This is a genomic window from Paraburkholderia sediminicola (assembly GCF_046030555.1).
GTDB lineage: Bacteria > Pseudomonadota > Gammaproteobacteria > Burkholderiales > Burkholderiaceae > Paraburkholderia > Paraburkholderia sediminicola_E.
In genome coordinates this window covers 1-13283 of record NZ_JAQQCH010000037.1, presented here as the reverse complement: position 1 = coordinate 13283, position 13283 = coordinate 1, and the positions used below count along the sequence as shown (strand labels likewise).

At 61.2% G+C, this 13283-nt stretch carries 9 protein-coding genes and 1 pseudogene; 7 read left to right on the top strand and 3 right to left on the bottom strand.

Annotated elements, in window-relative coordinates; genetic code table 11:
* Positions 1-37 precede the first annotated feature (37 nt).
* The 3 genes and pseudogenes from PQQ52_RS32130 to PQQ52_RS32120 all read left to right on the top strand — a co-directional run bounded on the left by PQQ52_RS32130 (position 38) and on the right by PQQ52_RS32120 (position 4454).
* Complete coding sequence (locus PQQ52_RS32130) at positions 38-1009, top strand: LysR family transcriptional regulator (protein ID WP_408220639.1); 972 nt, start codon at positions 38-40, stop codon at positions 1007-1009.
* A 267-nt stretch (positions 1010-1276) separates the two neighbouring features.
* Positions 1277-2743: pseudogene (locus PQQ52_RS32125) on the top strand (purine-cytosine permease family protein); the annotation flags it as partial.
* 319 nt (positions 2744-3062) lie between these two features.
* Positions 3063-4454 (top strand): NAD(P)/FAD-dependent oxidoreductase, encoded by a 1392-nt coding sequence (locus tag PQQ52_RS32120; protein ID WP_408220636.1) that lies wholly within the window; start codon positions 3063-3065, stop codon positions 4452-4454.
* A 132-nt stretch (positions 4455-4586) separates the two neighbouring features.
* Here PQQ52_RS32120 and PQQ52_RS32115 read toward each other — a convergent pair whose 3' ends face one another.
* Positions 4587-4958, bottom strand: a complete 372-nt coding sequence (locus PQQ52_RS32115) for a cupin domain-containing protein (protein WP_408220634.1) — start codon at positions 4956-4958, stop codon at positions 4587-4589.
* Positions 4959-5189: 231 nt separating this feature from the next.
* Here PQQ52_RS32115 and PQQ52_RS32110 point away from each other — a divergent pair, with 231 nt between their 5' ends.
* Entirely contained in the window at positions 5190-6626 is a 1437-nt protein-coding gene (locus PQQ52_RS32110; protein WP_408220704.1) for an aldehyde dehydrogenase family protein, read from the top strand.
* Between the two features lie 207 nt (positions 6627-6833).
* Positions 6834-7292 (top strand): hypothetical protein, encoded by a 459-nt coding sequence (locus PQQ52_RS32105; protein WP_408220632.1) that lies wholly within the window; start codon positions 6834-6836, stop codon positions 7290-7292.
* A gap of 29 nt (positions 7293-7321) precedes the next feature.
* Here PQQ52_RS32105 and PQQ52_RS32100 read toward each other — a convergent pair whose 3' ends face one another.
* Both PQQ52_RS32100 and PQQ52_RS32095 read right to left on the bottom strand, forming a co-directional pair.
* Positions 7322-8713: a hypothetical protein gene (locus tag PQQ52_RS32100; RefSeq protein ID WP_408220630.1), complete on the bottom strand. Its 1392-nt coding sequence runs from the start codon at positions 8711-8713 to the stop codon at positions 7322-7324.
* A gap of 217 nt (positions 8714-8930) precedes the next feature.
* Positions 8931-9881, bottom strand: a complete 951-nt coding sequence (locus PQQ52_RS32095; protein WP_408220703.1) for a LysR family transcriptional regulator — start codon at positions 9879-9881, stop codon at positions 8931-8933.
* A 118-nt stretch (positions 9882-9999) separates the two neighbouring features.
* Between PQQ52_RS32095 and PQQ52_RS32090 the strand changes: the two genes are divergently transcribed.
* Both PQQ52_RS32090 and PQQ52_RS32085 read left to right on the top strand, forming a co-directional pair.
* A complete protein-coding gene (locus PQQ52_RS32090) occupies positions 10000-11172 on the top strand; it encodes a M20 aminoacylase family protein (RefSeq protein WP_408220628.1) in 1173 nt (390 codons plus the stop codon).
* 164 nt (positions 11173-11336) lie between these two features.
* Complete coding sequence (locus PQQ52_RS32085) at positions 11337-12689, top strand: MFS transporter (RefSeq protein WP_408220701.1); 1353 nt, start codon at positions 11337-11339, stop codon at positions 12687-12689.
* Positions 12690-13283 lie beyond the last annotated feature (594 nt).

The following is a 13283-nucleotide window of genomic DNA, read 5'->3' as shown; positions in this document are numbered from 1 at the left end:
AATTTAATGTTTATACAGAACATATAGGTTTTCACTTATGTTAAAAGCCGCCACGTTCCGTCAATTGAAAACCTTGCATACGATCGCGAAGCTCGGCAGTGTCTCGCGTGCGGCCGAAGAACTGAAGCTGACGCAGCCGGCGGTGTCGCTTCAGGTGCGCCTGCTCGAAGAGGCTGCGGGCGCGCCGCTGTTGCAGCGGGTGGGCCGTGGCGTGCAGTTGACCGCGGCGGGCGAGATCCTCGCGCGCTATGCGCTGGAAATCCTCGATCTCTGGAACGGCGCGGCGGACGATCTCGCCGCGTTGCAAGGCGAGCAGGGCGGCACGCTGCGCATCGGAGCGATCACCACTGCGGAATATCTGATCCCGCCTTTTCTGGTGCGCTTCACCGAGTTGCGCCCGCAAGTGAAGGTGCAGTTCAAGGTCGGCAATCGCGCCGACATCATCCGCATGCTGGCCACGCACGAAATCGATCTCGCGGTAATGGGCAGCGCGCCGCGCGAATTACGCACGGTGGCTACCGCATTTGCAAAGCATCCAATGGCGTTCGTTGCTTCGCCTGCCCATGCACTGATGAAGAAAAAGCGCCTGTCGCTGGACGATCTGCAAACCGCGAATCTGTTCGTGCGGGAGCGGGGTTCGGGCACACGCTCGACTGTCGAGAATCTGTTTCGACTCGCGGGCCACAAACTTCACATCGGCTCCGAGCTCTCGAGCAACGAGGCGATCAAGCAACTGGTCGAGGCGGGCCTGGGCATCGCGTTTCTGTCGCTGCACGCGTGCTCGCTGGAATTTCAGGCCGGCTTGCTGGCGTTGTTGCCCTTGCCCGCCAATCCGATCGAGCGCGACTGGTACGTGATGCATGTGTCCGATAAACGCCTGCCGCATGTCGCCGGGCTGTTCCGCGATTTTCTGATCGAGCACGGTATGTCCGGCGCGGTGCCGGTGCCGCTGCCCACTGTCGCCGCTGCGAAGCGGCGACGTCAGGCGCGCCAGACAAGTCCGGTTTGAAGCGCGCATTCTCGCGATTTGCTTCGACGTTTGCGCGGTACACGGGTCGAAGAAGGTCCCCACACGGCCTTTCGGCACATCCGGGAAGTATTATGGGACGGGCGTTTCAGGTTACATCGCCCGGGATCGAAGTAAAGGTTGGGCGGGCGATATTTTTGCCCGCGCCGATTGTCTTTACAGTGACGTCCAGACATCAGAGAAAAGTGGACGCCGCATCCCCGTGGCGAGCCATTGTGATTGACCTGGCCGTTACAGGAGTCGGAGACAATGAGCAGTAACAGCATCACCCAAGTCGAAACATTCGGTTTTGAACGCATTCCGGATCGCTCGCGTTATGCGCGGCCAATCGATCTGTTCCGCTTGCTGTTCGGCGGCTGCAATACTTTTTCCACATCGGTGCTCGGCAGTTTTCCGGTGCTGCTCGGTCTGTCATTCAAGGCAGGCGTTTATTCGATCGTGCTCGGCGTGGTGATCGGTTCGTGCATCCTTGCACCAATGGGTCTGTTCGGTCCGCGCAACGGCACGAGCGATCCGGTTTCGTCGGGTGCGCATTTCGGTATTCATGGCCGGATCGTCGGCTCTTTTCTTGCGGTGTTGACCGCGGTCGCGTTTTTCTCGCTGGCGGTATGGAGTTCGGGCGACGCGCTGGTGGGCGGCGCGAATCATCTGCTCGGCCTGCCGGTCAACTGGATGACGCTGAGCTTCGCGTACGGTCTCTTTGCGGTGCTGGTGCTGACCGTCTGCGTCTATGGTTTCCGCTTCATGCTGTGGGTCAACAAGATCGCTGTGTGGGCGGCGAGTCTGCTGTTCGTGGTCGGCATTGCGGCGTTCGCCGGGCCGTTCAATAGCGCGTACGCCGGCAAGGTGGCGCTTGGCTCGGTGGGTTTCTGGCCGGCGTTCGTGAGTGCCGTGCTGGTTGCAATGAGCAATCCGGTGTCGTTCGCCTGTACGCTCGGCGACTGGGCCCGCTATATTCCGCAGAACACGCCGAAGAAGCGCACGATCCTCGCGGTGATGCTCGCGCAACTGGCCACCTTCGTGCCGTTCTTCTTCGGTCTCGCTACCGCAACGATCATCGCCAGCAAGGCACCGGATTTCATCGCGTCGAATAACTACGTGGGCGGTCTGTTGGCGATCTCGCCGAACTGGTTCTTCCTGCCGGTGTGCCTGATTGCGATTATCGGCGGGATGTCGACGGGAACGACTGCGCTCTATGGCACCGGGCTCGATATGTCGAGCATGTTTCCCAAGTTTCTGAACCGCGTGCGCGCCACGCTGCTGATCGGCAGCCTGGCAATCGGCTTCATTTTTCTTGGCCGTTTCGCATTCAATCTGGTTGAGAGCGTGTCGACGTTTTCAGTGTTGATCAACGTCTGCAGTTGCCCGTGGATGGTGATCATGATCATTGGCTTCGTGACGCGGCGCGGTTTCTATCTGTCCGACGATCTGCAGGTGTTCAATCGCGGCGGCCGCGGCGGTCACTACTGGTTCAAGCACGGCTGGAACTGGCGCGCGATGGGCGCGTGGATTCCGAGCGCTGTAGTGGGTCTGTGTTTCGTCAATCTCCCGGATCAGTTCGTCGGTCCGCTCGGGCAGCTCGCCGGTGGTCTCGACATTAGCATGCCGGTTTCGCTGACGCTTGCCTGCGCGTTGTATATCGGCTTGCTGCAATGCTTTCCTGAACCGGACGGCGTGTATGGGCCGCGTGGGCGCCGCTGGTTGCGTAGCGGTTCGCAACGCAATGTGACCGTGCATCCGGTGGTGCCGGCGACTAAGCTTAAGGCTGACGGGCCGCAATTGGAGGCGCAAGCGAAATCGCAATCAGCGTCGCAAGCGCAAGCGCAGCGGCGCGCTGCGCAACGCGAGCGCGAACGCGAAGAAGTCCTGGACACGCAGGACGCGGGTTGAATAGTGCGTTTCGGGGCTGTCGGGTCAGGCGTAGTCAGGCGGGACCGAGGCCGCACCGGGGCAGCACTGAAGCAACACCAAAGCTGCACTGAAGCAACCGTCACGCGGTAAATGCAATGGTATTCAAGTTGAGTAGGCAAACAAGATGAGCGAGTCAGTAAAGCGCGCGTTTGAAGGTGTAAAGCTGTTTCCGTTCTGGCTGGACAATCCGCGCGCGCCGGCTGTCGAACGGGAATTGATCGGTCCGACGTCGGCGGATCTGGTGGTGGTTGGCGGTGGCTTTACCGGTTTGTGGGCAGCGATTCAGGCGAAAGAAGCCGATCCTTCGCTCGACGTCGTGCTGGTCGAAGCGGGGAAGGTGGCCTACGGCGCGTCGGGCCGTCCGGGCGGGATCATTTCCACCTCGGTGATGCATGGTCTGCCGAATGCGACGCGGGTTTTTCCGCAAGACCTCGACGTGCTGGAAAAGCTGGGCCAGGAGAACCTCGACGGCTTCAAGGAATCGTTGACGCGTTACGGCATTGAAGCGGATGTCGAATGGAATGGCGAGATGACGGTTGCCGTCGATCCGGGCCATCTCGATCATCTGAAAGGCGATTACGAATTGCACGTCGCACACGGCCATGACGTCGTGTTGCTCGATAGTAAAGGCGCACGAGAACAACTCGATTCACCGTTGTTCGCGGGCGCGATGTGGTCGCGCAATCGAAGCGGCACGATTCATCCGGCGAAACTCGCGTGGGGCCTGAAAGCGGCCGCGCTGAAACTCGGCGTGCGTTTGCATGAACACTCACCGATCACGCGTATGGAAGATCTCGGCGCGACGATGATCGTGCATACGCAGGCGGGCCGCATTGAAACGCCGCGCGTACTGCTCGGCACCGGCACGGCGGACGTCGGTGTGACCGACATCAAGCGCCGCGTGATGCAGGTGCGCGATCACATCATCGCGACCGCGCCTTTGAGCGACGAACAGATGGCGCGCATCGGCTGGAATAATCGTCAGGGCATCTACGATACGCGTACACAGCTCAATTATTTCCGTCTCACCCAAGACAACCGGATTATTTTCGGTGGCCGTGTGAGCTATCACTTCGGCGGCGATCCGAATCCGGCTGCGGATCGTGACGAGAGCACTTACTACAAGCTTGCCGAAGCGTTCTATCGCACCTTCCCGCAACTGGACGACGTGCGCTTCACGCATGCATGGGGCGGTCCGATCGACTACTGTTCCCGTGGCGCCGTGTTCGCGCGCCGTTATCACGGCGGCAAGAGCGTGTTCGTCGCGGGTTATACGGGCTTTGGCGTGGCGGGTAGCCGCTTCGGCGCGAAGATGGGTCTCGACATGCTGTGGAATCGCGATACGCTGATTACGTCGCTGGATATTTCGCGCAAAGGGCCGTCGTACATTCCGCCGGAACCGCTGCGCTGGATCGCCGCGAAGATTACCTTTAACGCATTCGACGGCGCCGACGATCGCGGTGGCTGGCGGCGTCTCTGGATCAATTCGATCAAGGCGCTGGGCTTCCCGATGTAGCCGCCGTTGTAGTTGCTGTAGTCGTGATCGATGTACCTGGCGGCTTTTTTATTCATTGCCGCCAGAATAAAAAAACCGCACCTTATGAAGGGGTGCGGTTCTTGTTGAAGCAACGGTGTGATGCAGGTTGAATCAACCGCAGTACACGATGCTGTACTTCTTGGTCGCCACCGGCATGTGCCACGTGCCCGAGAAGCCCTTGTGCAGGATGAAGGCGTCGCCGGCGGCATAACGGTCGCTGCGGCCGTCGTCGCTGGTGATGACGACTTCGCCTTCGATCAGCACGCAGACTTCGTGGATCGGCAGGTCGGCCAGCTTCAGCGTGCCCGCATCGCATTGCCATACGCCGGCGGACAGCATGTTGGTCGCATCGGAGAAGGCATTGAGGGCGTGCGGTGCCTTGGCGCCTTCCAGAATGACGTCGGCGGGATCGTGCAGGGCAGGGTTCAGGCCCGAAGCGCCGGGGCCTTTAGCGTCGATGCGGGTGAAAGTGAGGGTGCTCATGTGTCTCTCCTGGTTGATGTGATTCAAAGACGAGTGATTCAAAGACGAGTGATTCGATGACGGAATCGAAGCAGAACCGGAGTCTGAGCCAAAGCTGCGTAGCGATGAATTTCGATTTGAAGACATTCAGATTGAGCGGCGTCGATGTAAAGCATTCGATACTGCCGCGGGTGCGATTTGCGGCCCACCGTCTGACCTAACACAATTCATGTAAAGGACTAAGCCATGCAACTGCAACACGCCAGGCAGTTTTATATCGACGGCCAATGGGTCGACCCGCAAGACCCGGCCAACGCCGCCACACTCGACGTGATCGATCCGTCCACCGCCGCCGCGTTCGCGCAGATTTCCCTCGGCGGCGCGGCCGACGTCGACCGCGCCGTGGCGGCCGCGAAACGTGCCTTTGCTGCCTACAGCGAGACCACGATCGCGCAGCGAATCGATTTGCTGCAAGTGATCCTCGACGTCTACCGCAAGCGCTACGACGACATGGTGCATGCGATCAGCCGTGAGATGGGCGCACCGCTGCAATATGCGAACGACGCGCAGGCGTGGACCGGCGTTGCGCATCTGGAGGCGATGATCCGCACGCTCGATACCTTCGAGTTCGAGTACGTGAAGAGCAGCATTCTGATCCGCAAGGAAGCGGTCGGCGTGTGCGGGCTGATTACGCCATGGAACTGGCCGGCCTTGCAGATCGCCACCAAGGTCGTGCCCGCGCTCGCGGCCGGCTGCACGATGGTGCTCAAACCTTCGGAACTGGCGCCGCTTTCCGGCATCATCTTCGCCGAGATCCTCGACGAAGCGGGTGTGCCGGCCGGCGTGTTCAACCTCGTCAATGGCGAAGGCGCCACGGTAGGCGAGGCGATGTCGCGTCACCCGGACATCGACATGATGTCGTTCACCGGCTCGACGCGTGCGGGCGTGCAGGTTGCAAAGGCCGCGGCGGATACCGTCAAGCGCGTCCATCAGGAACTGGGCGGTAAATCGGCCAACCTGATTCTCGAAGATGCCGATCTGAAGCAGGCAGTGATGCGCGGTGCGCGTGCATGTTTCGACAACAGCGGCCAGTCGTGCGATGCGCCTACGCGCATGTTCGTGCCACGCGCACGCCTGGACGAAGCGTTGGTGTATGCGAAGGAAGCCGCTGAAGCCCTGGTCGTCGGTCCCGCTGACGCGAAGGGCGTCGATCTTGGGCCTGTTATCAGCGAGCAGCAGTTCGACAAGATCCAGCGGTTGATCGGCGTGGGTGTTGAAGAGGGCGCCACACTGGTGGCCGGTGGCCCGGGCCGTCCTGAAGGATTGAAGGCGGGTTATTTCGTGCGTCCGACGGTTTTCGGCAACGTTACGCCGAACATGACGATCGCGCGTGAAGAGATCTTCGGGCCGGTGCTATCGATCCTCGGCTACGACTCTGAAGATGAGGCGATCGCAATGGCCAACGACAGTCTCTATGGTCTCGCGGGCTATGTGCAATCCGCCTCGATCGAGCACGCGCATGCTGTGGCGAAGCGCCTGCGTACCGGCACGATCTATCTGAACTACGCGGACTACAGTCCCGATGCGCCGTTCGGCGGCTTCAAGCAATCGGGTAATGGCCGCGAGTACGGCGAATTCGGTCTCGAGGACTTTCTGGAGATTAAGGGCGTGGTCGGCTACGCGGCTTGAGGCTGTGTGATGACCGGGCGGCGATGCGCCTGAGTGACGGAACCTGGTGATGTGCCTTAGCCGCGCAAGCATAACGAAAGTTTTGCGGGCGGTGAGCGGTGAGGGGCATCACCGAGACGGTCGCTTTCCGATGGCTGTTCCGAACTGCGAGTGTCTGTTGAGGGCGACTATAATCCTCACCGGAATTCGCCATCGGATCTTCAACCTGTGAAAACAACTATCGCTATTACGCTTGCCGCGCTTGCCCTAAGTGGCTGCATGTCCGCCGAAAAGGAGGAGGCGCAGGCGCGCGACTTTACCCGCTCCGAGAGCCTGCTCGATACCGCGCAGCGTAACGCCTCTGTTGCGTGCGCGGATCAGACGCAGTGCGACAAGGCGTGGTCGCTCGCGAAAGACTACGTGGCGGCGCATTCTTCCACATCGATCGTTCGCGTGGATGCGGCAGCGATCGAGACCGATGTTCCGAGCCGCTCGGGCAAGGCGGTCTATTCCGCCACGCGCGTGGCCAAGGGCAGCGGGGCGACGATCACACTGTATGCGCAGTGCCGTGGCATGTATGGTCCTGATCGCGCGCAAGGCGCTGACTACGATGATTGCGTCAAGCAGATCGCACCGACGCAAAACGGCTTCGTGCCGTATCTGAACCAGCATTTATCGAGTCAATAGCCGGTAACAGGCCAGTAAGGGGCCAGCATTCAGGCCGGCGGATAACGCGACATCATCCGTTCGAATGCATCGACGATCCGTTGCACGCACGGATTTTTATGGGCGAGGGTGCCGGACTCGCGCTCGAAGTGCGCGAGCATGGTTGCGTTCGCTTCGAAGACCAGTACCTGTCCTCCGGGCAGCACCGTGAAGTCGATGCCTCCGTAGTCGAGATCGAGCCGCCTGCCGATTGCCGCAATGGCATGCATCACACGTTCGCCGAGCGCGGCATGCGGATTGTCGAGGAAGCGCCGCTCTTCCTCCAGCTTCCACGGATGCTGTTCCATATCGGCAGAGTAGTAGTGCACCATCCAGTGCGGCGAAATTGCCAGGTGGTAAGGCAACGGCTCCCGGTCGACAAAAATGACCCGATATTTGCGGTAGAAGCCGTCGGCGCTGCGATAGTCGCGAAACGCCGCCAGATAGGAACCCCCGACTTGTGCCGACCGCCACGCTTCGAGCGTGGTGAGACTCGCGCATAACGTTAGTCCCTCGCCGCCGTGCGTAGCCGCCGGACGCGCCAGAACCGGGAAGTCGATGCCAGCCTCCGCAAGCAGGGCTTCAAGCGCGGCGCGTGAAGCCGGCGCGGCATCGCTCTGCACGCAAGGCGCCACCTGCACGTCCGGCAGCCCTTCGAACAGGCTCGCGGTACGGTGCCGTTGGGTTCGGGCGACAGCGGCGGGCGGATTGAGCACGGGCCGCGCGCAGTGCGAGACGAAGCGGGCGAGCCGCGCGGCGAGCGGTGCGGCAACATCCGCATCGCCAATCGCGTTGAACACGAGGTCGTAGGCCGGCAACTGGTGGTCTTCTTCGTCGGCGGCATAGTCGATCGCGTACTTGATGCGGCAGCAGGTCGTGCCGGGCAGCAGTGCCTCGAACGGGACATTGCCGGACGTGTGTGCCGCGCAGAGGATCAACACGCGACGCTGCTGAGCGCCGGTTCCCTCGACAAAGACGCGCTGAATCCGATAGGCACGGTCCCGGTACGCGGCGGCTTCAGCCGTGTCTCCCACGCTTGCGAGAATGGCCGCCAGATTCTGGCAGGCAACCGCGACATGCGGATCGAGCGTCAGAACGAGGCGGTACCAGTATTCGGCGATCACATGGTCACCTGTCATGAAATAGCCTGTCGCGACATCGCAGAGATTCGAGGTGCCGGCGCCGGCTTCCTCAGCGGCGTAGGCGTCCAGCGTGTGGGCCGCGATCAGATGCGCGACGGCGCCCAGTTCGTCGCCATCGGCGCGTCTGGCTTTAGCGAGGGCACGATGATGGGACGGATCGAGCGGGGCGCTGTCGTTATCGCTCTCGCCAACGCGTTGCGCTGATGCGCCGGGCACCTGTAAGTCGTAGTCGGCTTCGTTGTTGGGCGGAATCTGCTTCATGGTCGGCACGGAGTGAGCGCAGGGCGGCGCGCCGCTGCGCACTCGAAGCATAGTGGGCCTGCATGCGATTCAGCTTACAGCCCGCGTATCTGGCGATGAGCGACATGCATGCATCGCCTGTCTGAACACGAGGCTGTGAGACGCGGACGACATCTCGTTCGACGAATTGCGTCATGCCACCAGGCCACATTACCGGGCACTTTATCGCGCCACGTTGCTACAGCAGCAGTTCGATCGAATGAAACAGGCGACGCAGTTCGGGGTCCTGTGAGCGCGCTCCTTCGTCGATCACTTCACGCAGGCAATCGAGAAAACACGTAGCCGCCGGACTTGTCGGCGCACCGCGGCGTGAGGTAATGCTGACGATCGTTTCATCCACTGTTTCGCGCAGCGGCAGCGCCCACAGATTTTCCTTCGCGAGGCTCACCTCGACGAGCGGCCACGGAAAAATGCTGAGCATGTCCGTCCGCGCGAGAAGGCCGAGCACGACCGCGAGCGAGTGCGCGAGATGGATCGTGTGCGGTACTTTCATGCCACGCTTGCGGAACAGATTGTCCGAGATCGACTCGCGGCTTGCCGGGTCCCAGTTCAACACCCATTCGGCGTCTTCCAGTTCGAGCAGCGTGCGGCAACCCGCCTTCGGATGATCGCGCCGCGCCACCACGGCCGAGTGCGTCGAAAACAGCGGGACGTTGTGAAACTCCGATTGCGGCGAAGCAGGCGGTGGACGGCCAATCGAAAAGTCGAGACTGCCGTCGCGCAAGCGCGGTTGAACGACGGCCAGCAGACCCTCGAAGAATTCCAACTGAACTTCCGGCATGCGCTGCCGGAAGCGCTGCACCGTTGGCGGCAGAAACGTCAACGCGACCCAGGGCGTGACGCCGATCGACAGTTTGCCGGCCGCCGCACCGCGCATTGCTTCAATCTCCGCTTCCGCGCGTTGCAACTGGCCGAGCACCAGCCGCGCATGCACGACCAGCGCGCGCCCGAACTCGGTGAACGCCACGCCGCTCGCGCCACGCACCAGCAACGGTGCGTGCAGATCCGCCTCCAGTTCGCGCATGGCCTTGGTCACGGCAGCCGGCGAAAGCTCAAGCGACCGGGCAGCGGCCCGGATACTGCCGGTATCCGCAATGGCCGCTAAGGTGCTGAGCTGATGCAGTTTCATCTGGAAAACCCGTAGAAAGGTGGCAACCGCTGGTTGCTGCCACAACGATTTTACGCCTGCCGCTGGAAAATCGGCGTCGCTATGCTGGGTCCACGCATTCATAGACGGAGACGACATCGTGAACACCATGGCTATCCCGGCGGGCATCGCCGAACTCGAAGACGAAATGATCGCGCTGCGCCATCGCATCCATGCGCAGCCAGAGCTTGCCTACGAAGAGTTCGCCACCGGCGACCTGGTCGCCGAGCGCTTGCAGGAGTGGGGCTACACGGTGCATCGCGGGCTGGGTCAAACCGGCGTCGTCGGCCAATTGAAAGTCGGCAATGGCACGCGCAAACTCGGCCTGCGCGCCGACATGGACGCATTGCCGATCCACGAAACGACCGGTCTGCCGTATGCGAGCACGGTGCCCGGCAAGATGCACGCATGCGGCCACGACGGCCACACGGCGATGCTGCTGGCTGCCGCCAAGCATCTGGCGCAGGAAAGGAATTTCGACGGCACGTTGAATCTGATTTTTCAGCCTGCCGAAGAGGGCCAGGCCGGCGCAAAAAAAATGCTCGAAGACGGCCTGTTCGACACGTTTCCGTGCGACGCCGTGTTCGCGATGCACAACATGCCGGGCTTCCCGACGGGCAAGTTCGGTTTTCTGCCGGGCTCGTTCATGGCGTCGTCCGATACGGTGATCATCAAGGTCACCGGTCGCGGCGGTCACGGCGCAGTGCCGCATAAGGCTGTCGATCCGGTGGTGGTGTGCGCGCAGATCGTGCTGGCGTTGCAGACCATCGTCTCGCGCAATATCGCACCGCTCGATATGGCGATCATCACGGTCGGCGCGATTCACGCGGGCGAAGCCCCGAACGTGATTCCCGAGACCGCGGAGATGCGCTTGTCCGTGCGTGCGCTGAGGCCCGAGGTTCGTGACCATTTGCAGGAGCGCATCACGGCGGTTGCGTGCGGGCAGGCGGCCGTGTTCGGCGCGCGGGCGCATGTGGATTATCAGCGCCGCTATCCGGTGCTCGTCAACGACGTGGACATGACCGATCTTGCCCGGCAAGTAGCGCTCGACTGGCTCGGCGAAGACGGCTTGATTGCCGGCATGCAGCCGCTGACCGGCAGCGAGGATTTCGCGTTCCTGCTCGAGCGTTGCCCCGGCAGCTACCTGATCATCGGCAATGGCGACGGCGAGGGCGGCTGCATGGTCCACAACCCGGGTTACGACTTCAACGACGACTGCCTCGCGACCGGCGCGGCTTATTGGGTGCGGCTCGCGCAGACGTTTCTTGTCTGAGGCAGGCGGAATCGGATTGAACTGACGCCGTGCCGGGCTCCAAAGGTCACGAAGGCCATTGAGGCCTTCAAGGCTATGTGGGGGCCAGTCAGGCCGCGTATTGCTTTCAGGCGCACAAAGCCGCAGAGCCGCGCATCAGCAGGAAGGACACCATGGAGACGAAGATGGACTATTCCGCTACACCGCAACCCGCGGGCGCCGACGCGTTGAACATGCAGAACGTGTCGACAGCGCATGCCGGGCGCGCGAGTCACGTCAAAGCGATTGCGGCGATCACGCTCGGCAACGGCCTCGAGTTTTTCGATTTCACGATCTACAGTTTCTTCGCGACGATCATCGGCAAGCTGTATTTCCCGGTTGAAGGGCAGCTTGCGCAACTGATGCTGGCGGTCGGCACGTTCGGCGTGGGATTCATCATGCGTCCGGTGGGTGGCATTTTCCTTGGCGCCTACGCTGACCGTGCCGGCCGCAAGGCGGCGATGAGTCTTACGCTGTGGCTGATGACGCTCGGCTCCGCGATCATCGCGTTTGCGCCGACTTACGCGGCGATTGGTGTGGCCGCGCCGCTGCTGGTGATTCTTGCGCGATTGATTCAGGGTTTTGCGCTGGGCGGCGAGATCGGTGCATCGACATCGTTGCTGCTTGAATATGGCAGCGACAAGACGCGTGGATTCTACGGAAGCTGGCAGTTCGTGAGTCAGGGGTTGAACACTGTCTGTGGCTCGCTGCTTGGCGTTGCGCTGGCGGCGGCGCTGTCCACTGCCGCGTTGGAGAGCTGGGGCTGGCGCGTGCCGTTTGTGATCGGCATGGCGATGGGGCCGATTGGGATTTATATCCGGCGTCACCTGAACGAGACCTTGCCGGGCGTTGAGGACGGCAAGGGCGGGGCGGAGCAGGTGCCGGTTGCGCAGCCGGTGCGCAAGCTGTTCCGCGACCATTCGCGTGTCATTACGACGGGCGTGTTGACGACGATTGGCGGCACGGCGGCGAACTATATCGTGCTGTTTTATCTGTCCACCTACGCAATACGGATTCTGCATTTGCCGATGTCGTCGGCGCTGTGGGCCGCGTGGACTGCGGCGGTGGTGACGGTGATCTGTTCGCCGTTCGCTGGCGCGCTGTCAGATCGTGTCGGGCGTAAGCGGGTGTTGTGGGTGTCGCGTGTTTTGCTGATTGTTGCCGTGTACCCGGCTTTCATGATCATCAATGCGTCGCCGACGGTACCTGTGCTGTTATCTGTCGTCGCCGTGCTGGCTGTTTTTGTTGCGTTTACCGCGGTGCCCAATATCGTCATGTTGCCGGAGATGTTTCCGCGCGAGATTCGCGCTACCGGGATGTCGATTGTTTATTGTTTGGGTGTTTCTATTTTTGGCGGGTTTGCGCAGTTTTTTGCTACATGGTTGATTCAGGTTTCTGGGAGTAATTTGGCTCCTGCCTGGTATTTGATTGGATGTGGGGTTGTGTCGTTGTTGCCGTTGCCGTTTATGCGGGAGACTGCTGGGAGGGCTATTGATTAAAGGGGGGGCTTGCGGGGCGCTTTGGGGCGGTGTTTGCCTGCGGCGTTGGATTTTTCTTGATTTTTTGCCTGCGTGGCGCTTTGTTTGTCTGTTCGCTTGTGGCGTTGGCCTTTCCTTGAATTGTTATTGGTTTATTAGCGTCGCCCCTGTGCGGGGCAGGCACTTACTTCTCTTTGCCGCCGCAAAGAGAAGTAAGCAAGAGAAAGCGGCTCAAACCGCTAATTCTTAAGCGGGTCCCCCGCGCAGTAGCGGCAGTGGCGCATCTGGAGTCCGTGCTCTCGCACCTTCAGCGTCAGTGACAAGGCCGTCATACTTCCAGCGACGCTACGCGCGCCGAAGCGCACTTCATAGAACCATCCACTACGTTTTCGTACCCGCGTTTCGCTCAGTGGGCGCTTCGCCGAGGCGAAGCCGATGGCTCCCGCCGTGCTCAAACGAAGCCACTGGTTTCCCGTGCATACCCATCCGCGACGCATGTAGTGCGGAGTGGGAGCTGATGAGTTCTGTGTCACTAACGCTGAATGTGCGAGGGCACGGACTCCAGATGCGCCACTGCCGCTACTGCGCGGGGGACCCGCCTAAGAATTGGCGGTT

Coding starts and splice junctions, on each gene's coding strand:
- PQQ52_RS32095 (WP_408220703.1), bottom strand. CDS start 9,881: ATGAAACTGCATCAGCTCAGCACCTTAGCGGCCATTGCGGATACCGGC.
- PQQ52_RS32115 (WP_408220634.1), bottom strand. CDS start 4,958: ATGAGCACCCTCACTTTCACCCGCATCGACGCTAAAGGCCCCGGCGCT.
- PQQ52_RS32120 (WP_408220636.1), top strand. CDS start 3,063: ATGAGCGAGTCAGTAAAGCGCGCGTTTGAAGGTGTAAAGCTGTTTCCG.
- PQQ52_RS32130 (WP_408220639.1), top strand. CDS start 38: ATGTTAAAAGCCGCCACGTTCCGTCAATTGAAAACCTTGCATACGATC.
- PQQ52_RS32100 (WP_408220630.1), bottom strand. CDS start 8,713: ATGAAGCAGATTCCGCCCAACAACGAAGCCGACTACGACTTACAGGTG.
- PQQ52_RS32085 (WP_408220701.1), top strand. CDS start 11,337: ATGGACTATTCCGCTACACCGCAACCCGCGGGCGCCGACGCGTTGAAC.